Raw genomic sequence first — 26,079 nt, 5'->3', positions numbered from 1 at the left:
TGGTGCGGGGGCGGCCCTGCGGCGGCCCGGGGGGCGTCCCGACCGTACCGCGCGAACGGGCATAGTGGGTCCCGGACCACTGGTCCCATTACCTGTTCTTGACCCAACTCCCGATCGGAGCGCTCGGTGATCATCGGCCTCGTCACGGCCGTGGCGGCATCCGCCTGCTACGGCACCGGCTCGGTCCTGCAGGCCGTCGGATCCCGCCGCTCCGCCCAGGAGGAGGCGGCCAAGGGCGCCACCACCTCGACCACCGAGCACGGCGGACCGAGTCTGTCCTCCACCGCCAAGGCCGCCGTCACCTGGGAGTTCATCACCGGTACGGTGCTCGACCTGATCGGCTTCGGGCTGGGCGCGCTGGCCGCGCGGTTGCTGCCGCTGTTCCTCTCCCAGACCATCATCAGCGCCAACCTGGTGATCACCGCGCTGCTCAGCATCAAGCTGCTGGGCATCCGGCTCAAGCAGCTGGAGTGGGCGTCGATCGGCGTGCTCTGCTCGGCGCTGGTGCTGCTGGCCGTCTCGGCCGGGCCGGAGGGTGGCCACCACGCGGAGATGGCCTTCCACTGGTGGCTGCTGATCATCACCACCGTGCTGCTGGTCGGCGGCAGCCTGCTGGTGCGCCGGATGGGCTCCAAGGGCGCGATCGTCGCCGGTCTGCTCTCCGGCCTCGGCTTCGGCGGCCTGGGCGTGGGTGTGCGCATCCTCAACGGCCTGGAGCCCTTCGACCTCGGGCAGCTGCTCTCCGACCCGGCGCTGTACGCGATCCTGATCGGCGGCCTCGGCGGCATGTACGTGCACACCGTGGCGCTGCAGATCGGCTCGGTGAACGGCGCGACCGCCGCGCTGGTGGTCGGCGAGACGGTGCTGCCCGGCGCGGTCGGCGTGCTCTGGCTCGGCGACTCCTCCAAGGCCGGCCTGGGCTGGCTCGGCGTGGTCGGCTTCCTGCTCGCGGTGGTGTCCGCGGTTGGCGTCGCCTACTTCGGCCAGGACACCCACGGCGCCCCGGCCGAGGAGCCCGCCGGGCACCCGGAACTCGCCAGGAAGTAGCGGCTCAGCCCCCGCTGCGGGTCCGCGGCACGCGCTGGCAGCGGGGGCAGAAGTAGCTGGAACGGTTCATCCAGGCGGCCCGCCGGATCGGGGTGCCGCAGCGGCGGCAGGGCTCCTGTTCGCGGCCGTAGGCGTCGAGGTCCCGGGAGAAGTAGCCGCTCTCGCCGTTCACGTTGACGTACAGGCTGTCGAAGCTGGTGCCGCCGACGGCGAGCGCCGCGGTCATCACGTCCCGGGCGTTGGCCAGCAGCAGGGCGGCCTGCGGGCGGGTGAGCGTCCCGGTCGGGCGGTCGTAGTGCAGCTTGGAGCGCCACAGCGCCTCGTCGGCGTAGATGTTGCCGACGCCGCTGATCAGGGTCTGGTCCAGCAGCGCCCGCTTGACCGTGGTGCGCTTGGCCCGGAGCGCGGCCGCGAAGGCCTCGTCGTCGAAGCGCGGGTCGAGCGGGTCGCGGGCGATGTGCGCGATGGAGACCGGCGTGCCCTCCGGGTCGCGCTCCTCGGCCTCCTCGACCGCCAGGCCGCCGAAGGTCCGCTGGTCGACGAAGCGCAGCTCGCGCCCGCCATCGGTGAAGCGCAGCCGGACCCGCAGATGGGTCTCGTCCGGCGTCGACGGGTCCTGGACGAGGAGCTGGCCGCTCATCCCGAGGTGGCCGATCAGCGAGAAACCCGCGCCGGTGCCGGTCAGCGGCACCCAGAGGTACTTGCCGCGCCGCTGCGCGGTGCCGAGCGTGGTGCCGGTCAGCCGGGCCGTGAAGTCGGCCGCGCCGGCCGGCTGGCGGCGCACCGCGCGCGGGTGCAGCACCTGGACGTCGGCGACGGTCCGCCCGGCGACCCAGTTCGCCAGACCGCGGCGGACGACCTCGACCTCGGGAAGTTCGGGCACGGGAACAGGCCTCCTGCGAAGAAGATGTCGGCAGGAGTGAAGGCTACTTCCAGGTCACGCCCCGGCGGGCAGCCGGTCCGCGTACTTCTCCTTGATCGCGCGCCAGGCGCTCTCGGCGGCCTTCTGCTCGGCTTCCTTCTTGGAGCGGCCGACGCCGCTGCCGAAGTCCTCGCCAGCCACCCGGGCCGCCGCGGTGAAGGTCTTCTCGTGGTCCGGGCCGGACTCCATGACCACGTACTCGGGCACCCCGATGCCCACCGAGGCGGTGAGCTCCTGGAGGCTGGTCTTCCAGTCCAGGCCGGCTCCCAGCTGAGAGGACTCCTCGATCAGCGGGTCGAACAGGCGGTGGACGAACTCGGTCGCCGCCTCCAGACCGCGGTCCAGGTAGACGGCCCCGATCACGGCCTCGACCGTGTCGGCGAGGATCGACGACTTGTCGCGGCCGCCGGTGCCCTCCTCGCCCTTGCCGAGCCGGATGAACGCGCCGAGGTCCAGGCCCCGGCCGACGTCCGCGAGCGCGCGGGAGTTGACGACCGCGGCGCGCAGCTTGGCGAGCGTGCCCTCCGGGACGTCCGGGTGGACGCGGTAGAGGGTGTCGGTCACCACCAGGCCCAGCACCGAGTCGCCGAGGAACTCCAGGCGCTCGTTGGTGGGCAGACCCCCGTTCTCGTACGCGTACGAGCGGTGGGTCAGGGCACGTACCAGAAGGGCGCGCTCAAGCGTGTACCCGAGGCGCCCTTCCAGGACGTCGTATTCGGTCGAAGCCGGCCCGCCGGCCTTGCCGCTACCCGAAGAACCCTTCGAGGCAGAGGACGCCTTGCGGGTGGAGTTACCGTCCGACATCGATCCGTACACCCCGCCGATCAGACCGAGAGGACCTGGCGGCGGTTGTACGTGCCGCAGCTGGGGCACGCGATGTGGCCGAGCTTCGGCTCGTGGCAGCGGTCGCACGCCACGAGGGCCGGAACGACGGCCTTCCAGTTGGAACGGCGGTGGCGCGTGTTGCTGCGCGACATCTTCCGCTTCGGAACAGCCACGGCTACTTCTCCTGGTTCTCGGCGGCACCCTCACGGGTGTCGCTGTTCTTGATCCCGTCACCCTCGTCGCCGGGGGCGGCGGAGAGTCCCTGCAGAGCCGCCCACCGGGGGTCGGCGGCGTCGTGGTGGTGCGTCGGGTCGTCACTCAGGCGTGCTCCGCACTCGGAGCACAGGCCCAGGCAGTCGTCCTGGCACACCGGCTGCAGCGGCAGTGCGAGCACCACCGCGTCACGCAGCACCGGCTGGAGGTCGAAGAAGTCGCCCTCCAGGCGGTAAGTCTCTTCCTCCGAGTCCTCGTCGAGGTCCTCGGTCCCGGTGGTCCGGGCGCGGTGGCGCTCGTCGGACTCCGGGTAGTAGTACAGCTCCTGGAAGTCCACGTCGATGTCGAAGTCGACGGGCTCCAGGCACCGGACGCACTCGCCCTCGACGTGGGCGTCGGCGGTGCCGGTGACCAGCACGCCCTCGACCACGGACTCCAGGCGGAGCTCCAGCTCGATCGGGCTCTTCTCCGGGACGCCGATCACGTCGATGATCCCGAAGCCCTCGGGGGCCTCCAGGGTCCGACTCACCTTGCGCATGGCGCCCGGACGACGGCCCAGCTCGTGCGTGTCGAACACGAGGGGGTCGCGGTGGTCGAGGCGGTTCAAGGTGTCCTGACTTCCATCGGAATCAATGCTGCGTGTCCCCATTCGAGTCGACGTTGCGAGGGCAAGCCGACGGCCGGACATGGGGATGCCGGAGTGGTCAGACTACCGGAGTCTCCCGCCAGGCCCAACTTCGGTCCCGTCAGGAGACTCCCGGCAGCCCCGCCGGGGACCGGCTCAGCGGCCGCCGAGCTCCCGCAGCCGGGTCATGTCGATCATGCTGGTGTCGAAGAAGCTGGTCTCGTCCAGGCCCTGCTGCTGGTGCGGCACCGCCGGGGGCAGGGCGGGCTGCTGGTGGTGCGGCACGGCCGGGGGCAGAGCCTGCTGCTGCGGGTAGGTGTAGCCGTCGTACGGCTGGGCCCCGTAGCCGTCCTGCTGCTGGGGATACCCGTAGGCGCCGCCCTGCTGCTGGTCCTGGTAGCCGGGCTGTTGCGGGTAGCCGCCCTGCTGCTGGTGGCCCCACTGGGTGCTGTACGGGTCGCCCTGGCCGGCCGGGTCGAAGCCGCCCCCGTACACCTCGGCGTACTGCCCGCCCTGCTGGTGGGCGGCGGCCGCGTACTGGTCGGCGCCGGAGTCCTGCCAGCCGGCCGCGGCCGGGGTCTGCTCGGGCCAGGTCTGCTGCTGCGGGACGTCCTCGCGGTACCAGGCGATGTCGTCGCCGTCGGCGTCCGCGGCGAAGCCGGCGGCCACCGCCTCGGCCCGCTCCTTGGCCTGCTGCGCCTCGTCGGCGGCGGCCAGGTAGGCGCCCAGCTCGTCGATCGGCCGCTTGCCGAGGAGCTTGTCGCGGCCCTTGCCGACCGCCTCCAGGGTGGCGCCGAGCACGTTCTCCAGCGTGGCGAGCTTCACATCGACGTACTCGTCGACCTCGGGGCTCGGGCTGATCCGCTGCGGCTGGAACTCCTCGCCGTCGGTCTCGCCCTCGTGGTCGGCCTCGAAGACGCCGGAGTCGCCGCGCAGCTTGGTCCGGCCGCGGCCGACCGCGCCGAGCGTCTTGGTCAGCACGACCTCGAAGTTGGCCAGCTTGCTGTCCACGTAGTCGTCCGCCTCGGCCCGCTTGGCCTCGACCTCGCCCCGGGCCTCGGCCAGGATCCGGTCCGCCTCGGCCTGCGCCCGGCGGACCACCTCGGTGTCCGAGATGAGCGAGCCGCGCTCGGCGTGCGCGCCCTGGATGATCCGATCGGCCTCGGCCTCGGCGTCCGCCACCACCTGCTCGTGGTCGGCCATCACCGACTGCGCCTGGGCGAGTTCGGCGGGCAGGGCCGCCTTGAGGTCGTTGAGCAGGCCGATCAGCTCGGCCCGGTTCACCACGCAGGAGGCCGACATCGGCATCGAGCGGGCGTTCTCGACCGCCGCCACGATCTCGTCGACCTTGTTCTGCACGTCCACGGGGCTTCGTCTTTCCGTGTGCCGCCGACGGTCCGGCGGAGGCAGGCCCGGTGCGGCGTACCTCACCGCGGGGCAGGGATACAGACTGTACGGCCCCCGCGCGGCGAGCTCACAACGCCTGAGCCGAACCGGCCTCCGCCACCTCGGACAATCCGTGACGAACCGGCAGAAACGGACTTGCGGTGGACTACTGCTCCGCCTTGCGCTCCGCGATCCGCTCGACCAGCCGGCGGTGCACCGTCTCCGGCAGCAGGTGCGAGACGTCGCCGCCGTACGAGGCCACCTCCTTGACCAGCGTCGAGGAGAGGAAGCTGTAGGTCGGCGAGGTCGGCAGGAACAGCGTCTCCACGCCGGTCAGGCCGTTGTTCATGTGCGCCATCTGCAGCTCGTAGTCGAAGTCGCTGACCGCGCGCAGGCCCTTGACGATCGCCGGGATGCCGCGCTCCCGGCAGTAGTCCACCAGCAACCCCTGGTGCGACTCGACCACCACGTTGCCGAACTCCGCGGTGACGTCCTCGATCAGGCCGATCCGCTCCCCGATGGTGAACATGCCCTGCTTGTTCGGGTTGACCAGGACCGCGACATGGACCACGTCGTACAGCTTCGAGGCGCGCTCGATGATGTCGAGGTGGCCGTTGTGGATCGGGTCGAACGAACCGGGACAGACGGCTCGGCGCATGGCGTGTGCTCCCTCGTGGGGTGACGGCTGCTGCGGGCCGCGGCCCGCTACTCGTGGTCGCTGGCCTCGGCGGCGGCGCGACCGTACCAGAGCGTGCCCTCGCCGTAGCGGCGGGAGCGCAGCACCTCGAAGCCCTCGGGCCAGCCGAACTCGCCGCCACGGGTGCTGCGCTCCACGGTGACGAGTGCGTCCTCCGCGAGCCAGCCCCCAGCCAACAGTGTGATCAGCATCTCCCGCAGCTCCCCGTCCGTCACGGCGTACGGCGGATCGAGGAACACCAGGTCATAGGGGGTCTGCGGGGGCGGGCCGACGATCACCTTCTCCGCCTTGGCGGCCCGCACCTCGGCGCCCGGCAGCCCGATGGTGCGGACGTTCTCCCGGATCACCCGGGCCGCCTGTCCGTCCGCCTCGACCAGCAGGACGTGCTCGGCCCCGCGCGACAGGGCCTCCAGGCCGACCGCGCCCGATCCGCCGAACAGGTCCAGCATCCGGGCCCCGTGCAGGGTGCCGCGAAACGCCTCCAGGGTGGAGAACATCGCCTCCCGGGCCTTGTCGGAGGTCGGGCGGGTGCCCCGGCCGGGCGGTACGGCCAGCCGGCGGCCGCCGGCCGACCCGGCGATCACGCGGGTCATGGTGGTGAAGGGTCCTTTCGTCGCTGCCCGACCACGCTATCCCGCCCCGAGCCGAAGGGGCGCGCCGGTACCGAAAGGGAGAAGCGACAAGCGGCGAAGGAGCGCCGGAGCGCCGACCGTCGGCACCGGGCCAGAGCGCCCCGGAGGCGAGCGGGCGACCAGCACAGCCCCGAGCCGAAGGGGCGCGCCGGTACCGAAAGGGAGAAGCGACAAGCGACGAAGGAGCGCCGGAGCGCCGACCGTCGGCACCGGGCCAGAGCGCCCCGGAGGCGAGCGGGCGAGTCACAGTGGCGAGCGGGCGAGTGGCGAGTCACCCCGCCGCGCTCACGCCGAGCGGGTGCGGCCCGACGGACCGCACCCGCACACCAGGGCGGTCAGCTCGCCTCGGAACCCGCCGACTGGGCCGGGACCGCCGCACCGAGCAGGGCCGGCGAGGCGTAGCGGGACCAGGACAGGCAGCCGTCGGGCGGGCAGAACTCGGGGCGGCGCGGGTCGTGCCCGAGCTCGCGCAGCTTGGTCCGGACGGAGTCGGGCGTACGGCCGAAGCGGGCGGCGATCCGGGCGACGGTCTCGCCGTCGTGGAAGCGCCGGACCAGTTCCTCCTCGTGCTGCGGCACCCAGGGGGCACCGTGCCCCGGGTACAGCTCGCGCAGCACGTCGCGGTCGGGGATGGGCTCGGAGACGTCGGCGACGATCGCCAGCGCCCGCAGCGCGCGGTTGAGCGCGATCCGCAGCGAGGCGACGTCCTCGACCGGCAGGCGGAGCTTGCCCGAGGCGAGCGGCGCGGCGGCCGCCCCCTCGCGCCAGCCGGTCAGGGTGAGGGTGACCTCGCGGTCGTCGTCGCTGGCGAGTTCGATCCGGAAGACCTTGTCGCCGAGCGGGAGCTCGTTGAGATGACGGAATGCCATGGCAGGACCCCCAAGTGTCGTGCCAGGTACGCACCTTGAGGGTGCGCCCTGAACACCTTCATTCTCTCGCGGGGGTCTGACAGTCCGGCCTCTCCGAGGGCCCGCTCAGCCCTTCTCCATGTAGGCCGCGCGGTCCTCGTCGAGCAGGCTCTCCAGCGCGGTGCGCAGCTCCGGGTGGGCGGCGAGGTCCGGGTCCTCGGCGACCAGCCGGGTGGCCTCGGTCCGAGCGGTGAGGATGACCTCCTCGTCCTCCAGCACCGAGAGCACCTTGAGCGAGGACTTCACCCCGGACTGCGCCTGGCCCAGCACGTCGCCCTCGCGGCGCTGTTCGAGGTCGATCCGGGACAGCTCGAAGCCGTCCAGGGTGCCGGCCACCGCGTCCAGCCGGGCCCGGGCGGCGCTGCCCCCGGGCATGTCGCTGACCAGCAGGCACAGGCCCGCCGCGCTGCCACGGCCGACCCGGCCGCGCAGCTGGTGGAGTTGGGAGACGCCGAAGCGGTCGGCGTCCATGATGACCATCACGGTGGAGTTGGGGACGTTGACGCCGACCTCGATGACCGTGGTGGCGACCAGCACGTCCACCTCCCCGGCCGCGAACCGGCGCATCACCTCGTCCTTGGCCTCCGGGGCGAGCCGGCCGTGCAGGATCTCCACCCGCAGGCCGCTCAGCGGACCCTCGACGAGCTTCTCGGCGGTCTCCACCACCGAGAGCGGCGGCCGCCGTTCGTCACTGGCGGCGCCGATGTCGGCGACCTCCTCGAAGTCCTCCTCGGCCGCCTTGCGCTTCTTCTTCGACTCGCCCTTCGTGGCGGCCGCGGGCTCCTCGTCCCCGATCCGGGGGCAGACCACGTACGCCTGGTGGCCCTTGGCGACCTCCTCGCGGACCCGTTCCCAGGCCCGGGTGAGGAAGTTGGGCTTCTCCAGCGCGGGGACGACGTGGGTGGAGATCGGCGAGCGCCCGGCCGGGAGCTGGTCCAGGACGGAGGTCTCCAGATCGCCGAAGACGGTCATCGCGACGGTGCGCGGGATCGGGGTGGCGGTCATCACCAGCAGGTGCGGCGGCTGCTCGCCCTTGGCGCGCAGCGCGTCCCGCTGCTCGACGCCGAAGCGGTGCTGCTCGTCCACCACGACCAGGCCGAGGTCCTGGAACTGGACCTTGTCCTCGATCAGCGCGTGGGTGCCGATGGCGATCCCGGCGTCCCCGCAGGCCATGTCGAGCAGCGCCTGCCGACGGGCGGGGACGCCCATCGAGCCGGTCAGCAGCACCACCCGGGTGCCGAGGTCGGAGCCGCCGAGCATGCCGCCCTCGGCCAGGTCCCCCATCATCTCGACGATCGAGCGGTGGTGCTGCTGGGCCAGCACCTCGGTGGGCGCGAGCAGGACGGCCTGGCCGCCCGCGTCCACCACGGCGAGCATCGCGCGAAGCGCGACCAAGGTTTTTCCCGAGCCGACCTCGCCCTGGAGCAGGCGGTGCATCGGGTGCTCGGTCGCCAGGTCGGCGGCGATCTCGCCGGACACCTTCTGCTGGCCCTCGGTGAGGGTGAACGGCAGCCGGGCGTCGAAGGCGTCCAGCAGGCCGCCCTCGCGGGCCTTGCGCGGCTTGGCGGGCAGGGCGGAGTCGGCGGCGCGGCGCTGGGCGAGGGCGACCTGCAGCACGAAGGCCTCGTCCCAGCGCAGCCGGCTCTGGGCGCGCTCGCGGTCGGCCTGGCTGCGCGGGCGGTGGATCAGCTCCAGCGCCTCGGGCAGCGGGATCAGGTCATGCCGCTCGCGCAGTTCGGCGGGCAGCGGTTCGCCGACGTCGCCGAGGTGCTTGGTGAGCGCGGTCTCGATGCAGATCGACAGCTTCCAGCTGGGCATCTGCGCGCTGGCGCCGTAGACCGGGATGAGCCGGCCGGCGAACTGCCGGGCGGCATCGGACCCGGCGTCCTCGTCGAGCAGTTGGTAGTCGGGCGAGACCAGTTGGCGGCTGCGGTTGAAGACGCCGACCTTGCCCGCGAACAGGCCCTGGGCGCCGGCCTTGAGCTCCTTCTGCCGCCAGCCCTGGTTGAAGAAGACCAGGGAGAGCCGGCTGCGGCCGTCGGTGACCACGACCTCCAGGCGGTCGCCCTTGCGGCCGCGGAACGGGATGAGCGTGACCTTCTCGATCCGGGCCAGCACGGTGACGTGCTCGTCGATCTCCAGCTCGTCCAGGCTGGTGAGCTGGCCGCGTTCGACGTACCGGCGGGGGTAGTGGTGCAGCAGGTCCCCGACCGTGCGCAGCTTGAGGCTGTCGGCGAGCACCTTCGCGGTGCGGTCGCCGACGAGCTTGGTCAGTGGTTCATCGAGAGCGCCCATCAGGCCCCTGTTTACACCACGGGACCGACAAACCGGGTCACTGTGATTCGCCCGCTCGCCTCTAAGACGCTCGGGGCGGGAATCCCGGCGCGCCCCTTCAGCCCGGGGCGGGAATCCCGGCGCACCCCTTCGGCTCGGGGCGGCGACTCACTCCACGCCGATGAGCAGGGGCGTGGACTCCTGCCCGCCGTGGAAGACCACCGCGTCCACCTCCGGCCGCTGGTGGCGCACGTGCGCGACCAGCCGGTCGGCGAGCGTCCGGTCGGCGCCCTCGCCGAGGATCAGGGTGACGAGTTCGCCGCCGGCGCCGAGCATCCGGTCCAGCACGCTCTCGCCGACCTCGGCCAGTGCGCCGCCGATCACCGCGACGTCGCCGTCGATCAGGCCGAGCACGTCCCCGGCCTGGCAGACCCCGGCCATGGTCCAGGACTCCCCCTCGGCGACGGCGAGTTCGGCGTACCGGGTGGCACCGGCGGCGGAGGTCATGGCGACCACGTCCTCGTCGAAGCGGCGGCCGCCCTCGTGCACCGCGAGCGCCGCGAGCCCCTGGACCGGCGAGCGGGTGGGCAGGACGGCGATCCGCACGCCCTCCTCGCGCAGCTGGTCGGCGGCGGCCCCGGCGGCGGCGCGCAGTTCGGGGTCGTTGAGCAGCAGCACCACCTCGCGGGCGGCCGAGCGGCGGACCGCGGCGGCGAGTTCGGCGCTGGCCGGACGGCGGTCCGGGTCGGTGGGCAGGGCGACGGCGCCGGCCTGCTCGCACAGTTCGGCCAGGCCCTCGCCGGAGACCACGCAGAGCACCGCGCGGGCCCGCTCCTCGCGCTCGCCGCGCTCGGCGGCGGTGCTGCCGGCCCGGGCGGCGGCCTCGGCGAAGTGGGTGATCCGGATCTGGTGCGGGCGCCCGGCCCGGACGCCGGCCTCCACGGCGGCGCCCGCGTCGTCCACGTGGACGTGCACGTTCCACAGGCCGTCGCCGCCGCCGATCACCAGGGAGTCGCCGAGCGCGCCGAGCCGCTCGCGCAGCGCGGGCAGCGCCTGGTCGGGGGCGTCCAGCAGGTAGATGACCTCGAAGGCGGGGTGGCCAGGGCCGGGCGGCCGCAGGTGGACCTCGCAGGTCTCGACGGCCCGGACGTCCCCGCGCAACGCGACCGGCCCCATCGGCTGCTGCCCGGCGACGGCGTCGGCGAGCGCGCCGAGCACGGCCACCAGGCCGCGCCCGCCGGCGTCCACCACGCCGTTCTCGGCCAGTACGGCGAGCTGCTCGGGGGTGTGCCGCAGCGCGTCCCGGGCGGCCCGGTAGGCGGTGTCGGCGACCTGCGCGAGCCCGTCCCCGGCCCGGACGGCCTCCCGGGCGGCGACCCGGGCGACGGTCAGCAGGGTGCCCTCGACGGGCTCGGCGACGGCCTGGTAGGCGGAGTCGGCGGCCCGCTGGAGGGCGGCCCTCAGCTGTTCGGCGCCGCCGCCGTCGGCGAGCGTCTCGGCGGTGCCGCGCAGCCACTGGGCGAGGATCACCCCGGAGTTGCCGCGGGCGCCGACCAGGGCGCCGCGGGCCATCGCCCGGACCGCGTCGGCCAGTCCGGGGGCCGGGTCGGCGGCGGGGTCGGCGAAGCGGCTCTCCACCTCGGCGGCGGCGGACTCGACGGTCAGGTAGAGGTTGGTGCCGGTGTCGCCGTCCGGGACGGGATAGACGTTGAGCGCGTCGATCTCCTCGCGGGCCTGGCCGAGCGCGCGCAGGGCGAGCTGGCACCAGGTGCGCACGGCCGGGGCGTCGAGCGTGTGCAGCACCAGGTCTCCTCCGGATGGAACGCCGATATGGCCTGACGGGCAGCGGCATGGGGTGATACCGGCAGGTTATCGGGGGCCGGGCGGGGTCGCCCGGACCGGCGACAGGAGCGATCACTCAGCCGGTCATGGTAGTTTCGTGGGACGGAAGCAAGCGTTGTATGCTCTTCCGGTTGCCTGGAACCGTCCAGGCTCACCCCCTTGTCCGGTCTGGTTCACGCGAGTGCTCCGGTGGGTGGGCGGGGTTTTCGAAAGTAACTGATCTGAAGTCTTGGAGTGACTCCTGTGGCTGCCAACTGCGACGTCTGCGGCAAGGGGCCGGGCTTCGGCAACAGCATCTCCCACTCTCACCGCCGTACCCCCCGTCGTTGGAACCCCAACATCCAGACGGTGCGCGCTGTGATTGGGCGGACGCCGAAGCGGCTCAACGTCTGCACCTCGTGCATCAAGGCCGGTAAGGTCTCGCGCTGACGCGCAGACCGGCATGCCGGTCCTCCAGTGAGCCGGTTCATCCTCGGATGGGCCGGCTTCGCTGTTTCCGGGACCGGTCAGGCTTTCCGGACGTGACCGTGGTGGGCGGGCTCCCGCGGGGGCCCGCCCACCACTGCTTTCCGGCACTGCTCTGCGGCTGACGGCTAGCGCCAGCGCCAGGCATGGTCGACCGGGCCGATCCCGGCGCCGAGTGCGAAGCCTCCGGCGATCGCGCCGGTGATGTACTCCTTGGCCGAGCCCACCGCCTCGGGCAGCGACTCGCCCTTGGCCAGGCCGGCCGCGATCGAGCTGGCCAGGGTGCAGCCGGTGCCGTGGGTGTGCCGGTTGTCGTAGCGCGGCGCGCGGTACCAGTGCACCTCGTCCGGCCCGCCGTACAGCAGGTCGGCGGCCTCGCCCTCCAGGTGGCCGCCCTTGACCAGCGCCCAGCGCGGCCCGAGGTCGACGAGCGCCCGGGCGGCGTCCAGCATCTGCGACTCGTCCTCGACCGTCCGGCCGGTGAGCTGGGTCACCTCGTGCAGGTTGGGGGTGACCACGGTGGCGACCGGCAGCAGCTTCTCCCGGACGGTGGCCACCGCCTCGGCGGCCAGCAGCGCGTCCCCGTGCTTGGAGACGCCGACCGGGTCGACCACCACCGGGGCGGCCACCCCGGACAGCAGCTCGGAGACGGTCTCGACCAGTTCGATCGAGGCGAGCATGCCGGTCTTCACGGCCTGCACCCCGATGTCGTCCACCACGCTGCGGAACTGCGCCCGCACGGCTTCGGCGGGCAGCTCCCAGTAGCCCTGGACGCCGAGCGAGTTCTGCGCGGTGACGGCGGTGATCACGCTCATGCCGTGGACGCCGAGGGCGAGCATCGCCTTGAGGTCGGCCTGGATGCCGGCGCCGCCACCGGAGTCGGAGCCGGCGATCGTGAGGACGCGGGGTGGCGCATCGGAGGGGCCGCGCGAACCGCGTCGACCGGGGGCGGGGGTGGGAGACGGGAGGGACATGAGGTCAACCTACCCCTGAGGATTCAGAGCACCGCCTCGGACTCCGCCCAGCGGTCCTCCGGCACCGTCTTCAGCCGGGTCACCGCGTCACCGATCGGCACCAGCTCGATGTTGGTCCGGCGCAGCGCGGTGAAGTGCCCGAAGGCGCCCTGGTGGACGGCCTCCACCGCGTGCCAACCGAAGCGCGAGGCGAGCACCCGGTCCCGGGCGGTCGGGGTGCCGCCGCGCTGGACGTGGCCGAGGATGACCGGGCGGGCCTCCTTGCCGAGCAGGTTCTCCAGCTCGTGGGCGAGCCGGTTGCCGATCCCGCCGAAGGTGCGGTGCCCGAACTGGTCGACCTCGCCGTGGTCGAAGCGCATGGTGCCGGGCTGCGGGGCCGCGCCCTCGGCGACGGCGATGATGGCGAACTTCTTGCCGCGGGCGAAACGGTCGTCGACCATCCGGGCCACCACCTCGATGTCGAAGGGCTTCTCCGGGATCAGGATGCCGTGCGCACCGCCGGCCATGCCCGCGGTCAGGGTGATCCAGCCGGTGTGCCGGCCCATCAACTCGACCACCATGACGCGCTGGTGGGACTCGGCGGTGGTCTTCAGCCGGTCGATCGCCTCGGTCGCGACGTGCACCGCGGTGTCGAAGCCGAAGGTGACGTCGGTGGCCTCGATGTCGTTGTCGATGGTCTTCGGCACCGCGACCACCGGCAGCCCGGCGTCGCTGAACAGCTTGGCCGCGGTGAGCGTTCCCTCGCCGCCGATCGCGATCAGCGCGTCGATGCCGATGTCCCGGGCCAGCGTCCGCGCGTTCTCCACCGCCCAGGCGATCCGCTCCCGCCGTACCCGGGCCGAGCCCAGGATGGTGCCGCCGAGGGTGAGCAGGCCAGTGACGTCGTCGTGCGAGACCGGCCGGGTGCGGCCCTCGATCAGGCCGAGGAAACCGTCCTCGATGCCGACGATCTCGTCCCCGTGGACGTCCGTTCCCCGGTGCACCACCGATCTGATCACCGCGTTGAGGCCGGGGCAGTCGCCGCCGCTGGTCAGTACACCGATGCGCATGTGTGGTGTGCTCCCGCTCGCAGTGGTTCGGACCACCCGCGAGGGACGGCGGGCGGGCTCGGATGCCGCAAGCCTACGCAAAACGCACCCCCGAAGCCCGTCCGCCGCACGCCCGGAGCGTCACGTGCCGTACCGGTGTCCAACGCCCATCGGCCGTACTCCGTACGCCGATCGGCGAGCCCGCCGCGCCCCGGAGGCGAGCGGGCGAGTCACAGCCCCGAGCCGAAGGGGCGCGCCGGTGCCGAAAGGGAGAAGGGCCAAGCCGCCGACGAAGGAGGTGGCGCAGTGCCCGCCGACCGTCGGCACCGGGACAAGAGCGCCCCGGAGGCGAGCGGGCGAATAACAGCGCGGGCGAACAGCGCTCACTCGGCGAAGTGGTCCCAGCCGCCGACCCGGTCCCAGGGCGCGCCGTCCACCGTCACCCGGCCGCTGCGCGAGCCCCGCGGACGACCGGTCACCTCGCCCACCACCCGCCAGCGGGCCGGGAGTTGGACCCCGCGCGGGAAGGTGGCCACGATCGCGTGGTCCTCGCCGCCGGACAGCACCCAGACCAGCGGGTCCACCCCGACCGCCTGGCCGATGTCGGCCATCTGCGCCGGGACGTCGAAGTCGGCGGCCTTGAGGTCGATGTCCACGTCGCTGGCCCGGGCCACGTGGCCGAGGTCGGCGACCAGCCCGTCGCTCACGTCGATCATCGACGTCGCGCCCAACTCGGCGGCGGCCGGGCCCGCGTGGTACGGCGGCTCGGGCCGGCGGTGCGCCTCGACGAAGGCGCGCGGGGAGCGGAAGCCGCGCTGCAGCACGGTCAGTCCGGCGGCCGACCAGCCGAGCCAGCCGGTCACCGCGACCACGTCGCCGACCTGGGCGCCGGAGCGCGTCACCGCCGCGCGCCCCTGGAGGTCGCCGAGCGCCGTGATGGCCAGCGTGACGGTGTCGCCGCGCACCACGTCGCCGCCGACCACCGTCGCCCCGGCCACCTGGCACTCGTCGCGCAGCCCGTCCATCAACTCGGTGGCCCAGGTGGTCGGCAGGTCGGCGGGAGCGACCAGGCCGAGCAGTATCGCCGTCGGCACCGCGCCCATCGCGGCCACGTCGGCGAGGTTCTGGGCGGCGGCCTTGCGGCCCACGTCGTAGGCGGTGGACCAGTCCCGGCGGAAGTGCCGGTTCTCGATCAGGACGTCCGTGGTGGCCACCACCCGGCCGTCCGGAGCCTTCACCACCGCGGCGTCGTCCCCGGGACCGAGGTCGACCGCGTCGGTGAGCGGTACCCGGGCGGTCAGCTCCCTGATGAGGCCGAACTCGCCCAGCTCGCCCACGGTCCCCTGCATCTGCCGTCCTCTCGCGTTTCCATCCGGGTATGGCTCCCCCGCGCGCAGCGTACGCCCTTCGAGGGTGCGGAAGTCTCCCCTCCCCGGTCCGCTGCACGGTAGCGTGGTGATCAGTCTGCCGGTGAACCCGTTCCCACCCCTGTGCCCGACCGGGCGATCACGGCGGCGACCCCCGTAACCGGCCGCCGGGAGGCACCCGTGGTACAGGCATACATCCTGATCCAGACCGAGGTCGGAAAGGCCAGCGCCGTGGCCGACACGATCGGCGAGATCCCCGGAGTGCTCACCGCCGAGGACGTCACCGGCCCGTACGACGTGATCGTCAAGGCCGAGGCCGACACCGTGGACGACCTTGGCCGCATGGTCGTCGCCAACGTGCAGAAGGTCGAGGGCATCACCCGCACCCTCACCTGTCCGGTGGTTCACCTGTAGCCCCGGCTACCATCGGCGGGTGGCCAGAGAACTCCGCATCCCCAAGGCGCTGACCGCGCTTCCGGCGCCGGTCCGCTGGCTGGCCGTGCCGGTCGCACTGACCTGCACGGTCGTGGTGCTGATCGGCAGCTGGAGTTCGGCCGACGCCCAGGTCGAGGTTCCGCGGCCGAGCGGGAAGGCCGCGGACTACTGCCGCGCGCTCTCCGCCGCGCTGCCGCAGGAGCTGCTCGGGCACGCCCGGAAGGACCCGTCGCCCGCGTCCCCGTACACGGCGGCCTGGGGCAGCTCGCCCCGGACGGTGCTGCGCTGCGGCATCGACCGGCCGGAGGAACTGGACGGCGAGCACGCCGCGGACTGGTCCCCGACCGCCGACGACGTCACCTGGTGGTCGCAGAAGCTCTCCGACGGCGGCTACCGCTTCGTGACGACCATGCGCGCCGCCTACGTCGAGGTGACCGTCCCGGCCGGCGCCGCGCAGAACCCCTTCGATCCGGCAGCCGCCCTGAGCAGCCTGGTGAACGCCGAGATCCCGGGCTGAGGTCCCCGCCCCGACCACGCTGTCCCGCCCCGAGCCGCCCCACGGAGGCGAGCGGGCGAGTCACAGCCCCGGAGGCGAGCGGGCGACCAGCACAGAGCGGGCCAGGAGCATCCCGGCCCGCCCTCGTGCCGTCCGTACGACTACCGCAGTCCGGTCGAGCGGCGCAGCGCCGACGCCAGCAGCCGGTCGATCAGCTCCGCGTACGCGACCCCGCTGGCCTCCCACATCTTCGGGTAGGCGGAGATCGGGGTGAAGCCCGGCATGGTGTTGATCTCGTTGATCATCCAGGTGCCGTCCGCCAGCAGGAAGAAGTCCACCCGGGCCAGGCCCTCGCAGCCGAAGGCCTCGAACGCGATCACGGCCTGGCGCTGGATCTCGGCGGTCTCCTCGGCGGTCAGCCGCGCCGGGATCTGCACCTCGGAGGAGTCGATGTACTTGGCCTCGAAGTCGTAGAAGTCGAAGCCCTCACCGACCAGCACCTCGGCCGGGACGCTGGCCCGCGGGCCGTCCTCGAACTCCAGCACGCCGCACTCGATCTCGCGGCCGGAGACACCGGCCTCGATGATCAGCTTGGGGTCGTGCCGGCGGGCTTCCTCGATCGCGGCGTCCAGCTCGGCGAGGTCGCCGACCTTGGTGATGCCGATGCTGGAGCCGGCCCGGCAGGGCTTCACGAACAGCGGCAGGCCGAGCCCGGCGGCGCGCTCGCGCACGGCCGCGCGGCCCTGCTCGGTCTCCCAGTCCCGCGGCCGCACGATGGTGTAGCTGCCGACGTTCAGACCGTGCGAGGCCAGGATCCGCTTGGCGAACTCCTTGTCCATGCCGGCGGCGCTGGCCAGCACGCCGTTGCCCACGTACGGGACGCCGGAGAGCTCCAGCAGGCCCTGCAGGGTGCCGTCCTCGCCCCACGGGCCGTGCAGCAGCGGGAACACCACGTCGACCTCGCCGAGGGCCTTGGGGGCGCTTCCCGGCTCGCTGAGGACCACTTCCCGGTTGCCCGGGGCGGCGGGCAGCGCGACCTGCCCGTCCACGGACTCGGCGACGTGCGCCACGTCCGGCAGCCTGCCGTCGGTGATGGCCATCCGGGCCGGCTCGTCACTGGTCAGCGCCCAGCGGCCCTCGTGCGTGATGCCGATCGGCAGCACGTCGTACTTGTCGCGGTCGATCGCCCTGAGCACACTGCCCGCGGTGGAGACCGAGATGGCGTGCTCGGAGCTGCGGCCGCCGAAGACCAGCGCGACGCGCGGCTTGCGGGCGGACGGGTTCGGGGAGGACTGTTCGATGCTCATATCGGGTTTGAGACTACCGTGCGAGGTGTTTCCGGGAAGTCAACGGTCGCCCGACGGGCCCCGCAGCGCCGGCCCGGGGAGTCCCGGAGCCCTCAGCGCCGCTCCGCCTTGGCCGAGCGGGACATCAGCGTCTGCAGCGCCTCCTGGGTGGGCCGCCCGTTGTGCACCACGTCCACCACGGCCTCGACGATCGGCATGTCGACCCCGCTGCGCCGGGCCAGGTCCAGCACCGACTCACAGGACTTGACGCCCTCCGCGGTCTGCCGGGTGGCCGCGATGGTCTCGGCCAGCGACATGCCGCGGCCCAGGTTCATGCCGAAGGTGTTGTTGCGCGACAGCGGCGAGGAGCAGGTGGCGACCAGGTCGCCCATCCCGGCGAGCCCGGCGAAGGTGTGCGGGTCGGCGCCCAGCACCTCGCCGAGCCGGGTGGTCTCGGCCAGCCCGCGGGTGATCAGGGTCGCCTTGGTGTTGTCGCCGAGCCCCATGCCGGCCGCCATGCCGACGGCCAGGCCGATCACGTTCTTGACGGCGCCGCCGAGTTCGCAGCCGATCACGTCGGTGTTGGTGTACGGCCGGAAGTACGGCGTGTGGCAGGCCGCCTGGAGCCGCTTGGCGACCGCCTCGTCGGTGCAGGCGACCACACTGGCGGCGGGCTGCCGGTTGGCGATCTCCTTGGCGAGGTTGGGCCCGCTGACCACCGCGACGCGCTCCGGACCGACCTTGGTGACCTCGTCGATCACCTCGCTCATCCGCTTGGCGGTGCCGAGTTCGATGCCCTTCATCAGGCTCACCAGCACGGTCTGCGGCTCGATCAGCGGCGCCCAGGCCGCCAGGTTGTCACGCAGCGTCTGCGAGGGCACCACCAGCACCGCGAAGTCGGCACCGGCCAGCGCCTCGGCGGCGTCGGTGGTGGCCCGGACGGTGTCGGGCAGCCGGACGCCCGGCAGGTAGTCCGGGTTCTCGTGGGTGCTGTTGACGGCGTCCACCAGCTCCTGGCGGCGCGCCCACAGCACGACCTCGCATCCCGCGTCCGCCAGCACCATCGCGAAGGCGGTGCCCCAGGACCCGGTCCCCATCACTGCGCAGCGGGTCACCGGCCCGTCCCCTCACCGTCGTTGTCGTTCCTGGCGCCCTTGGCCCGGCGGCGCTCGGCCACCGCGGCGGCGGCCCGCTCGCGGGCGGCCTTGCGCATGTCGTAGCGCTCGGCCGGCGGCTCCTCGCCGCGGATGTCGGCCAGCACGGCGGTGATCGCCGTCATGATGTCCTCGGTCGCGTCGGAGAGCACCTGGGCGGTCAGCTCCTGGCCCTCGTACCTGCTGAGGTCCACCGCGGGCCCGGCCGCGACGGTGACCTTGTGGCGCGGGAAGAGGTTGAACTTGCCCTTGCCGTAACCGGGCCGGCCGTACGGCGGGATGATCTCGTGGGCACCCCAGTGCGCGACCGGGATGACCGGCGCACCCGTCATCAGCGCGACCCGGGCGACGCCGTTCTTGCCGGTCATCGGCCACAGGTCCGGGTCCCGGGTGAGCGTTCCCTCCGGGTAGAACTGCACGCACTGCCCGCCGTTGACGGCGTCGATCGCGGCCCGGAAGGCCTGCGCGGCGTCGGTGGACTCGCGGAACACCGGAATCTGGCCGGTCTTGCGCAGCATGAATCCGATGAAGGGAATCGAGAACAGCGAGGACTTACCGAGAATCCGCGGCGGACGGCCGCTGTTGTACTGCCAGTGCGCGTAGACCACCGGATCGATGATCGAATTGTGGTTCACCGCGGCGATGAAGCCGCCTTCCTTCGGAATGTGCTCCCAGCCTCGCCAGTCGGGCTTCACCAGGGCGGTCGTCACCGGCTTCACCAGCACGGCCGCGAAGCGGTACCAGATGCCGTAGTCGGCATTGCCGAACTTGGCGTACGAGCGGCGGGCCACCCCAGCTCCTTCTCATCACATGCGGCACGTGGGGTGCCGCGGTCAGTGCGTCCCGGTGCCGCGCACCGGTCTGTCCGGTGCCCGGTCCACGGGCGCGGAACAGTCTCGCCCGCTCGCTCGCCGGCTGTCGAGCGACCGCCCCAACCCGTCCGACGGTCGTGATCAAACGCACGTCCACACAGCTGGGACGGCCTGGCGAGGGCTCCGGGACCAGCGTCACAATGACGCCGATGACCCAGGACACCGTACGCCCCAGCGGGCCCGCCGCGCCCGCCGCACCCACTGCCGACTGGTCGCTGGTGCTGCCGCTCAAGCCGCTCGCCCTGGCGAAGAGCAGACTGGCCCCGTACGCCGGGCCGCACCGGCCGGACCTGGCCCTGTCCTTCGCTCTCGACACCGTCACCGCGGCACTCGCCACGCCGGGCGTGGCCCGGGTCCTGGTGGTCACCAGGGACGCCGTCGCCGGCGCCCGGTTGGCGGCGCTGGGCGCCCTGGTCGTCGCCGACGAGCCGGGCGGGGGCCTCAACCGGGCGCTGACACACGGCGCCTCGGCCGCGCTGGCGCTCGCCCCCCGGGCGCCGCTGGCCGCCCTCTCGGCCGACCTGCCCGCCCTGCGCCCGGCCGAACTGGCCCGGGTGCTGGGCGCGGTGCCGGCGGCCGGCCGGGCCTTCCTGCCGGACTCCCCCGGCCTCGGCACCACCCTGCTCGCCAGTGCCCCCGGCCACCCGCTCTCCCCCGCCTTCGGGGACGGCTCACGGGCCCGGCACGCGGCCGGAGGGGCGCTCGAACTGCGCCTGGCGGACGTGGAGTCGGTGCGCCGGGACGTCGACACCGGCAGCGACCTCGGCGAGGCCGCGAGGCTCGGCCTCGGCCCGTACACCAGTGCCCTGATCGCCCGCCTGGGCCGGTCCCGCCCGCAGACCTGACCGCGGTCCCGACCGCGGTCCTGACCGCAGGCCCTCCCGAGGGTCCTGGCCCGGGGGCCTGTCGGACCCGCTCGCTATGCTGCTGGCATGCAGGCCACCGCGTTCACCTTCGACCCCGCCACCCGGGCCGGCTCCGTGCTGCTCGACGACGGGACCCCGGTGCCGTTCGACGCGGCCGCCTTCGACGCCGGCGGCCTGCGGCTGCTGCGGCCCGGCCAGCGGGTGCGGATCCGCACCGAGGGCACCGGCGAGGCCCGCCGGGTGGTCTTCGTGACCCTCCAGACCTTCCCCGACCCGGCCGACGAACGCTGACCGGGCCGGGATTCGGACCGCGCGCCCGCGTTTTCCACGCATCGGGCACCGGCCGCCGCCGAATCCTGACTAAGCGCCCGGAAAACGAAAGAGCCGCGGCCACCCGGTCCCCGCAATTCGCGGAAGGGGTGCCGCGGCTCTGAGCCGAAGGCCGTCCGAGGACAGTCGCGCGGGACTTACTTGGCAGTGGTCTTGCGCGCGGTGGTCTTGCGGGTGGCGGTCTTCTTCGCCGGAGCCGTCTTCTTGGCCGTGGCGGTCGCCTTCTTGGCGGTGGCCGTGGTCTTCTTGGCGGCGGCGGTGGTGGTCGCCTTCTTCGCGGCGGCCGTCTTCTTGGTCGCGGTCGCCGTGGTCTTCTTGGCGGCAGCAGCGGTGGTGGTGGCCTTCTTGGTGGCGGGCGCCTTCTTCGCGGCGGTGGCCGTGGTCTTCTTGGCGGCAGCCGTGGTGACCGTCTTCTTGGCGGCGGCCTTCTTGGTCGCGGCCGGGGCGGCAGCGGCGGCGGCGCGCTTGGTGGCGGCACGCTTGGCGGCCGGGGTGGCGGCGACGCCGGCCTTGCCCGGGGTGAGGGAGCCCTTGGGGGCCTTCTTCACCGAGGGGCCTTCCTTCGGCAGCTTCTTGCTGCCGCTGACCAGGTCCTTGAAGCCCTGGCCCGGACGGAAGCGGGGGACCGAGGTCTTCTTGACCTTGACCCGCTCGCCGGTCTGCGGGTTGCGGGCGAAGCGCGCGGAGCGCTCCACCTTCTCGAAGGTGCCGAAACCGGTGACCGAAACCCGGTCACCGGCCACAACGGCACGGACCATGGTGTCGAGCACTGCGTCGACGGCCTCTGCGGCAGCCTTGCGACCGCCCAGCTGCTCGGCCACCGCTTCGACAAGCTGAGCCTTGTTCACGTCTTCCCCTTCGGAAACGGGCGCCGGATGATTCCATCCGTTCTTTTCGCACGTTAGGTATGTATCTGCGGACTTTCAATTACCAAACGCGCGAATCACCCTAGTGTCGCAATGGATTTGCGCGTCCGCGACCTCAGTCGAGCGGCGGGCGCCCCTCGTCGAGGTCATGTACAAAGCGACTCAACCGCCGTGCCGCCTCGGGAAGATCGCGCTTGGCGGTCTCCGTGACGATGAGCAGTTGACGGGTGAGAGCGGTCTTTGCATCGGCAGACACGTTCAGCGCATGCACGCGGGCGTGAGCTTGCTTCAACCGCTCGGCCACAAGCGCGTAGAGCGCTGCGACTTCCTGGTCGTCCGGCCCCTCAGCTGGTGCGGAGGTGACGTCCGGCCGATCGTCAATTCGGCGTTCGGATCCCCGGCCCGTGGACTCCTCGGACGCGGGTTCGCCGCCCGCGTACGGAGGTTCATGGTGCCGGTGCATGTACTGATTGTGCCATCTACCCGCAGTTGTACTTGCGCGGGGCCCTCTTCCGCAAAGCCAAATGGGCAATCCGGGGCGGGCCTCGGCGCTAACTCGCGCTCCGGAACGCCGGATGGCCCGGCCCCCCCGAGGGGAGCGCGGGCCATCCGGTGGATCGTCAGAATGCTTGTTCTGAAGGCAACTCAGGAGACCGGCAGAGTACGGGGCTTGAACGCCGGGCGGGTCGCCTCGTAGGCCGCGATGTCGGCCTCGTTCTGCAGCGTGATGCTGATGTCATCCAGCCCGTTGAGCAGCCTCCAGCGCACGTTGTCGTCCAGTTCGAAGCTCGCGGTGACGCCTTCGGCGCGCACTTCGCGCTTCTCCAGGTCAACGGTGATCTCGGCCGAAGGGTCACTCTCGGTGAGCGACCAGAGGCGCTCCACGGTCTCCTGCGGCAGTACGACGGTCAGCAGGCCGTTCTTCAGGGAGTTGCCGCGGAAGATGTCGGCGAAGCGCGAGGAGATCACCGCGTGGAAGCCGTAGTTCTGCAGCGCCCAGACGGCGTGCTCCCGGGAGGAGCCGGTGCCGAACTCGGGACCGGCCACCAGGACGGTGGCGCCCTGGCGCTCGGGCCGGTTGAGGATGAACGACTCGTCCTTGCGCCAGGCCTCGAACAACCCGCCCTCGAAACCGGATCGGGTGACCTTCTTGAGCCAATGGGCCGGAATGATCTGGTCGGTGTCCACGTTGCTGCGGCGCAGCGGGACGGCCCGGCCGGTGTGGGTGGTGAACTTCTCCATGGCTCAGGCCTCCACGGTGACGTTGGCGGAAAGGTCCGACGGGGACGCGAGGCGGCCCAGGACGGCGGTCGCGGCGGCGACCTGCGGGGAGACCAGGTGGGTGCGGCCGCCCTTGCCCTGGCGGCCCTCGAAGTTGCGGTTGGAGGTGGAGGCGCAGCGCTCCCCGGGGGCGAGTTGGTCGGGGTTCATGCCCAGGCACATCGAGCAGCCGGCGTGCCGCCATTCGGCCCCGGCGGCGGTGAACACCTTGTCCAGGCCCTCCTCCACGGCCTGCAGGGCGACCCGGACCGAGCCCGGGACGACCAGCATCCGTACGCCGTCGGCGACCTTGCGGCCCTCCAGCACGGCGGCGGCCGCCCGCAGGTCCTCGATCCGGCCGTTGGTGCAGGAGCCGACGAAGACGGCGTCGACCGCGACCTCGCGCAGCGGGGTGCCGGCCTCAAGGCCCATGTACGCCAAGGCGTTCTCGGCCGCCAGGCGCTCCTGCGGGTCGGCGAAGTCCGCGGGGTTCGGGACGTTGGAGCCCAGCGGGGCGCCCTGGCCGGGGTTGGTGCCCCAGGTGACGAACGGGGTCAGCTCGCTCGCGTCGATGAAGATCTCGTGGTCGAAGACCGCGTCCTCGTCGGTGGCCAGGGTCTTCCAGTACGCGACGGCGGCGTCCCAGTCCTCGCCCTGCGGGGCGTGCGGGCGGCCTTCGAGGTAGGCGAAGGTGGTCTCGTCCGGGGCGATCATGCCGGCTCGGGCGCCGGCCTCGATGGACATGTTGCAGACGGTCATCCGGGCCTCCATGGACAGGCTCCGGATCGCCGAACCGCGGTACTCCAGGACGTAGCCCTGGCCGCCGCCGGTGCCGATCTTCGCGATGACGGCCAGGATCAGGTCCTTGGCCGTGACGCCCTCGGGCAGTTCGCCCTCGACGGTGATCGCCATGGTCTTGAACGGCGCCAGCGGCAGGGTCTGGGTGGCCAGCACGTGCTCGACCTGGCTGGTGCCGATGCCGAACGCCAGCGCGCCGAAGGCGCCGTGGGTGGAGGTGTGGGAGTCGCCGCAGACCACGGTGGTGCCGGGCTGGGTCAGGCCGAGCTGCGGGCCGACCACGTGCACCACGCCCTGCTCGACGTCGCCGAGCGAGTGGATCCGGACGCCGAACTCGGCCGCGTTCCGGCGCAGGGTCTCCAGCTGCACGCGGGAGACCGGGTCGGCGATCGGCTTGTCGATGTCCAGGGTCGGGGTGTTGTGGTCCTCGGTGGCGATCGTCAGATCGGTGCGGCGGACCTTGCGGCCGGCCAGGCGCAGCCCGTCGAAGGCCTGCGGGCTGGTCACCTCGTGGAGCAGGTGCAGGTCGATGAACAGGAGGTCGGGCTCGCCCTCCGCGCGCCGCACGACGTGGTCGTCCCAGACCTTCTCTGCGAGTGTCCGTCCCATCGGATTCCCTCCAGCCGGCCGCGTTGCCGGCCTTTTCGTGTCGTCGGGTAAACGCTTGCGCCGCCCACTGCGGGGCGCGTTCGCGCAACCTGCACGCCGGATCGCTGTCCACGATGCGGACACTCTGACGAGGACCCATCCTGGATGTCTCCCGGGCTGCTGCATCCAGAGTGGCGCTTTTCCCGGAAGATTGAACTTGCGTCTCGCGGAATGAGACTGCAGTCTTAGCGCATGGACAACACTAGCGGCGTCGGCGTTCTCGACAAGGCCGCTCTGGTGCTGAGCGCACTGGAGTCGGGCCCCGCCACGTTGGCGGGGCTGGTCGCCGCCACCGGTCTGGCGCGCCCCACGGCCCACAGACTCGCCGTCGCACTCGAACACCACCGTCTGGTCACCAGAGACATGCAGGGGCGCTTCATCCTCGGCCCCCGGCTGTCCGAACTCTCCGCCGCGGCGGGCGAGGACCGGCTGCTCGCCACCGCGGGCCCGGTCCTGACCCACCTGCGCGACGTCACCGGCGAGAGCGCACAGCTCTACCGCCGCCAGGGCGAGATGCGGATCTGCGTAGCCGCCGCCGAGCGGCTCTCCGGCCTGCGGGACACCGTCCCGGTCGGCAGCACCCTGCCGATGAAGGCCGGCTCGGCCGCCCAGGTCCTGCTGGCCTGGGAGGAGCCCGAGCGGCTCCACCGCGGCCTCCAGGGCGCCCGCTTCACCGCCACCGCGCTGAGCGGCGTCCGGCGGCGCGGCTGGGCCCAGTCGATCGGCGAGCGGGAGCCGGGCGTCGCGTCCGTCTCCGCGCCCGTCCGCGGCCCCTCCAACCGCGTGGTGGCCGCCGTCTCCGTCTCCGGCCCGATCGAGCGGCTGACCCGCCACCCGGGCCGCCTGCACGCCCAGGCCATCATCGAGGCCGCGAACCGGCTCACCGAGGCGCTGCGCCGGAGCTGACCCGGCCGACTCCCCCACCCACCCTTCCCCCGCCCCCACCTCCCCCACCGAAAACGAAAGGGCCCCGCTCCGATTCGAGCGGGGCCCTTCAAAAGCATTTCCCGGTGCAAAACAAAAAGACCCCGGAACCGGGGCCTTTCCAATTTCTGGCTGGGGTACCAGGACTCGAACCTAGACTAAATGAACCAGAATCACTCGTGCTGCCAATTACACCATACCCCAACACAAAGCAAGGGCCGATGGGCGAGCCCATCGGCTTCCTGCTCTGAAGTACCCCCGACCGGATTCGAACCGGCGCTACTGCCGTGAGAGGGCAGCGTGCTAGGCCGCTACACAACGGGGGCTCCTGGCGATCCCTTGCGGGATCAGTACCCCCGACCGGATTCGAACCGGCGCTACTGCCGTGAGAGGGCAGCGTGCTAGGCCGCTACACAACGGGGGCTTTCCAGGTGATCCCTTGCGGGATCAGTACCCCCGACCGGATTCGAACCGGCGCTACTGCCGTGAGAGGGCAGCGTGCTAGGCCGCTACACAACGGGGGCTTGATCTTCATTTGTCCTGCGGTGCGATCGTCACCGATCGTACAGCGCTGGGGTACCAGGACTCGAACCTAGACTAACTGAACCAGAATCAGTCGTGCTGCCAATTACACCATACCCCACCAGAGTTGAACCCCTGCGGGGCCTTCTCAGGCGTTGCGCCTCTCGATCGGTCCCTTCCGAGGGGCTTTCGCTCCCTCGTCCGTTCCCTCCCGGGCGGCGCAGAAAGAACATTACCCGACGTCGGCCCCGGCTCCAAAATCGATAACCGCAGGCAGCGGCGGGGAGGCCGTCCGGTGACCTCCGGGTGCGCCGCGGGCCCGGCGGAAGGCCGGGGCCCCCCCCCGGACAAACGGCAGTTGGGGGCAGCCCCGCGGTTGAACCCTCCGGGCGGGCCCGGCAACGCCCAGGCGGGCGG

Annotated in this window: 27 protein-coding genes and 5 tRNA genes; 7 read left to right on the top strand and 25 right to left on the bottom strand. The window is 72.2% G+C overall.

Translation table 11 applies throughout. From position 1 onward, the window contains the following. Positions 1-126 precede the first annotated feature (126 nt). A complete protein-coding gene (locus ACFVWU_RS19495) occupies positions 127-1,047 on the top strand; it encodes a hypothetical protein (RefSeq protein WP_387622256.1) in 921 nt (306 codons plus the stop codon). A gap of 4 nt (positions 1,048-1,051) precedes the next feature. Here the strand turns inward: ACFVWU_RS19495 and mutM are convergent, their stop codons facing one another. The 10 genes from mutM to ACFVWU_RS19445 all read right to left on the bottom strand — a co-directional run bounded on the left by mutM (position 1,052) and on the right by ACFVWU_RS19445 (position 11,332). Continuing rightward, complete coding sequence (mutM, locus tag ACFVWU_RS19490; protein WP_387622253.1) at positions 1,052-1,930, bottom strand: bifunctional DNA-formamidopyrimidine glycosylase/DNA-(apurinic or apyrimidinic site) lyase; 879 nt, start codon at positions 1,928-1,930, stop codon at positions 1,052-1,054. 54 nt (positions 1,931-1,984) lie between these two features. Further along, positions 1,985-2,773, bottom strand: coding sequence for a ribonuclease III (rnc, locus tag ACFVWU_RS19485; protein ID WP_380612671.1), 789 nt, complete (start codon positions 2,771-2,773; stop codon positions 1,985-1,987). Between the two features lie 20 nt (positions 2,774-2,793). Continuing rightward, the gene (gene rpmF / locus ACFVWU_RS19480) at positions 2,794-2,967 is read right to left on the bottom strand and encodes a 50S ribosomal protein L32 (protein ID WP_030056747.1); all 174 of its coding nucleotides are present in this window, start codon (positions 2,965-2,967) and stop codon (positions 2,794-2,796) included. Between the two features lie 2 nt (positions 2,968-2,969). Further along, on the bottom strand, positions 2,970-3,656 hold the full coding sequence (locus ACFVWU_RS19475) for a YceD family protein (RefSeq protein ID WP_387622250.1): 687 nt from the start codon (positions 3,654-3,656) through the stop codon (positions 2,970-2,972). Positions 3,657-3,788: 132 nt separating this feature from the next. Then, a complete protein-coding gene (locus tag ACFVWU_RS19470; RefSeq protein WP_387622248.1) occupies positions 3,789-4,997 on the bottom strand; it encodes a cell division initiation protein in 1,209 nt (402 codons plus the stop codon). Positions 4,998-5,184: 187 nt separating this feature from the next. Beyond that, positions 5,185-5,676, bottom strand: coding sequence for a pantetheine-phosphate adenylyltransferase (gene coaD / locus ACFVWU_RS19465; protein WP_387622245.1), 492 nt, complete (start codon positions 5,674-5,676; stop codon positions 5,185-5,187). Between the two features lie 47 nt (positions 5,677-5,723). Beyond that, positions 5,724-6,308, bottom strand: coding sequence for a 16S rRNA (guanine(966)-N(2))-methyltransferase RsmD (rsmD, locus tag ACFVWU_RS19460; protein ID WP_387622242.1), 585 nt, complete (start codon positions 6,306-6,308; stop codon positions 5,724-5,726). Positions 6,309-6,682: 374 nt separating this feature from the next. Beyond that, a complete protein-coding gene (locus ACFVWU_RS19455) occupies positions 6,683-7,216 on the bottom strand; it encodes a hypothetical protein (protein WP_355674667.1) in 534 nt (177 codons plus the stop codon). Positions 7,217-7,321: 105 nt separating this feature from the next. After that, positions 7,322-9,550 carry an ATP-dependent DNA helicase RecG gene (recG, locus tag ACFVWU_RS19450; protein ID WP_387622239.1) on the bottom strand — a complete coding sequence of 743 codons (2,229 nt, stop codon included), beginning with the start codon at positions 9,548-9,550 and terminating at the stop codon, positions 7,322-7,324. A gap of 147 nt (positions 9,551-9,697) precedes the next feature. Beyond that, on the bottom strand, positions 9,698-11,332 hold the full coding sequence (locus ACFVWU_RS19445; protein ID WP_387622236.1) for a DAK2 domain-containing protein: 1,635 nt from the start codon (positions 11,330-11,332) through the stop codon (positions 9,698-9,700). Positions 11,333-11,614: 282 nt separating this feature from the next. Here ACFVWU_RS19445 and rpmB point away from each other — a divergent pair, with 282 nt between their 5' ends. Then, complete coding sequence (gene rpmB / locus ACFVWU_RS19440; RefSeq protein WP_014138233.1) at positions 11,615-11,800, top strand: 50S ribosomal protein L28; 186 nt, start codon at positions 11,615-11,617, stop codon at positions 11,798-11,800. A 164-nt stretch (positions 11,801-11,964) separates the two neighbouring features. Here the strand turns inward: rpmB and thiD are convergent, their stop codons facing one another. The 3 genes from thiD to ACFVWU_RS19425 all read right to left on the bottom strand — a co-directional run bounded on the left by thiD (position 11,965) and on the right by ACFVWU_RS19425 (position 15,187). Next, on the bottom strand, positions 11,965-12,810 hold the full coding sequence (gene thiD / locus ACFVWU_RS19435; protein ID WP_387622233.1) for a bifunctional hydroxymethylpyrimidine kinase/phosphomethylpyrimidine kinase: 846 nt from the start codon (positions 12,808-12,810) through the stop codon (positions 11,965-11,967). A 23-nt stretch (positions 12,811-12,833) separates the two neighbouring features. Then, complete coding sequence (locus ACFVWU_RS19430) at positions 12,834-13,859, bottom strand: ATP-dependent 6-phosphofructokinase (protein WP_387622231.1); 1,026 nt, start codon at positions 13,857-13,859, stop codon at positions 12,834-12,836. Between the two features lie 362 nt (positions 13,860-14,221). Continuing rightward, a complete protein-coding gene (locus ACFVWU_RS19425) occupies positions 14,222-15,187 on the bottom strand; it encodes a thiamine-phosphate kinase (RefSeq protein ID WP_387622227.1) in 966 nt (321 codons plus the stop codon). A 198-nt stretch (positions 15,188-15,385) separates the two neighbouring features. On the opposite strand from ACFVWU_RS19425, the gene ACFVWU_RS19420 reads away from it, so the two are divergent. Both ACFVWU_RS19420 and ACFVWU_RS19415 read left to right on the top strand, forming a co-directional pair. Next, positions 15,386-15,619, top strand: coding sequence for an Lrp/AsnC family transcriptional regulator (locus ACFVWU_RS19420; RefSeq protein WP_380612660.1), 234 nt, complete (start codon positions 15,386-15,388; stop codon positions 15,617-15,619). Between the two features lie 19 nt (positions 15,620-15,638). Then, positions 15,639-16,157: a DUF3515 domain-containing protein gene (locus tag ACFVWU_RS19415; RefSeq protein ID WP_387622223.1), complete on the top strand. Its 519-nt coding sequence runs from the start codon at positions 15,639-15,641 to the stop codon at positions 16,155-16,157. A 140-nt stretch (positions 16,158-16,297) separates the two neighbouring features. On the opposite strand, the gene ACFVWU_RS19410 is transcribed toward ACFVWU_RS19415, so the two are convergent. The 3 genes from ACFVWU_RS19410 to ACFVWU_RS19400 all read right to left on the bottom strand — a co-directional run bounded on the left by ACFVWU_RS19410 (position 16,298) and on the right by ACFVWU_RS19400 (position 19,367). Further along, positions 16,298-17,443, bottom strand: a complete 1,146-nt coding sequence (locus tag ACFVWU_RS19410; RefSeq protein WP_387622220.1) for a D-alanine--D-alanine ligase family protein — start codon at positions 17,441-17,443, stop codon at positions 16,298-16,300. Between the two features lie 92 nt (positions 17,444-17,535). Further along, the gene (locus tag ACFVWU_RS19405; RefSeq protein ID WP_387622326.1) at positions 17,536-18,519 is read right to left on the bottom strand and encodes an NAD(P)H-dependent glycerol-3-phosphate dehydrogenase; all 984 of its coding nucleotides are present in this window, start codon (positions 18,517-18,519) and stop codon (positions 17,536-17,538) included. A gap of 14 nt (positions 18,520-18,533) precedes the next feature. Then, entirely contained in the window at positions 18,534-19,367 is an 834-nt protein-coding gene (locus tag ACFVWU_RS19400) for a lysophospholipid acyltransferase family protein (protein ID WP_387622217.1), read from the bottom strand. Positions 19,368-19,597: 230 nt separating this feature from the next. Here ACFVWU_RS19400 and cofC point away from each other — a divergent pair, with 230 nt between their 5' ends. Together cofC and ACFVWU_RS19390 are read left to right on the top strand one after the other, a co-directional pair. Then, entirely contained in the window at positions 19,598-20,293 is a 696-nt protein-coding gene (gene cofC, locus ACFVWU_RS19395) for a 2-phospho-L-lactate guanylyltransferase (protein WP_387622215.1), read from the top strand. 87 nt (positions 20,294-20,380) lie between these two features. Next, positions 20,381-20,605: a hypothetical protein gene (locus tag ACFVWU_RS19390; RefSeq protein ID WP_387622213.1), complete on the top strand. Its 225-nt coding sequence runs from the start codon at positions 20,381-20,383 to the stop codon at positions 20,603-20,605. A gap of 176 nt (positions 20,606-20,781) precedes the next feature. On the opposite strand, the gene ACFVWU_RS19385 is transcribed toward ACFVWU_RS19390, so the two are convergent. The 4 genes from ACFVWU_RS19385 to leuC all read right to left on the bottom strand — a co-directional run bounded on the left by ACFVWU_RS19385 (position 20,782) and on the right by leuC (position 24,177). After that, positions 20,782-21,492 carry an HU family DNA-binding protein gene (locus tag ACFVWU_RS19385; RefSeq protein WP_387622210.1) on the bottom strand — a complete coding sequence of 237 codons (711 nt, stop codon included), beginning with the start codon at positions 21,490-21,492 and terminating at the stop codon, positions 20,782-20,784. Positions 21,493-21,625: 133 nt separating this feature from the next. Further along, positions 21,626-21,973, bottom strand: a complete 348-nt coding sequence (locus ACFVWU_RS19380; protein WP_380612653.1) for a hypothetical protein — start codon at positions 21,971-21,973, stop codon at positions 21,626-21,628. Between the two features lie 182 nt (positions 21,974-22,155). Beyond that, complete coding sequence (gene leuD, locus ACFVWU_RS19375) at positions 22,156-22,752, bottom strand: 3-isopropylmalate dehydratase small subunit (RefSeq protein WP_387622207.1); 597 nt, start codon at positions 22,750-22,752, stop codon at positions 22,156-22,158. Between the two features lie 3 nt (positions 22,753-22,755). Continuing rightward, positions 22,756-24,177 carry a 3-isopropylmalate dehydratase large subunit gene (gene leuC, locus ACFVWU_RS19370; RefSeq protein WP_387622204.1) on the bottom strand — a complete coding sequence of 474 codons (1,422 nt, stop codon included), beginning with the start codon at positions 24,175-24,177 and terminating at the stop codon, positions 22,756-22,758. Positions 24,178-24,408: 231 nt separating this feature from the next. Here leuC and ACFVWU_RS19365 point away from each other — a divergent pair, with 231 nt between their 5' ends. After that, the gene (locus ACFVWU_RS19365; protein WP_030246527.1) at positions 24,409-25,122 is read left to right on the top strand and encodes an IclR family transcriptional regulator; all 714 of its coding nucleotides are present in this window, start codon (positions 24,409-24,411) and stop codon (positions 25,120-25,122) included. 147 nt (positions 25,123-25,269) lie between these two features. On the opposite strand, the gene ACFVWU_RS19360 is transcribed toward ACFVWU_RS19365, so the two are convergent. The 5 genes from ACFVWU_RS19360 to ACFVWU_RS19340 form a co-directional block, all read right to left on the bottom strand. Beyond that, positions 25,270-25,344: transfer RNA gene (locus ACFVWU_RS19360), tRNA-Gln, on the bottom strand. Positions 25,345-25,393: 49 nt separating this feature from the next. Continuing rightward, a tRNA-Glu gene (locus ACFVWU_RS19355) sits at positions 25,394-25,466 on the bottom strand. Positions 25,467-25,491: 25 nt separating this feature from the next. Next, positions 25,492-25,564, bottom strand: a tRNA-Glu gene (locus ACFVWU_RS19350). A 27-nt stretch (positions 25,565-25,591) separates the two neighbouring features. After that, positions 25,592-25,664: transfer RNA gene (locus ACFVWU_RS19345), tRNA-Glu, on the bottom strand. Between the two features lie 47 nt (positions 25,665-25,711). Next, positions 25,712-25,783 (bottom strand) — tRNA-Gln (locus tag ACFVWU_RS19340). Positions 25,784-26,079: the final 296 nt, after the last annotated feature.

The organism is Kitasatospora sp. NPDC058190, from assembly GCF_042883685.1.
Classification (GTDB): Bacteria; Actinomycetota; Actinomycetes; order Streptomycetales; family Streptomycetaceae; genus Kitasatospora.
The sequence above is the reverse complement of the archived record's forward strand: the minus strand, read 5'-3'. Positions and strand labels throughout refer to the sequence as shown.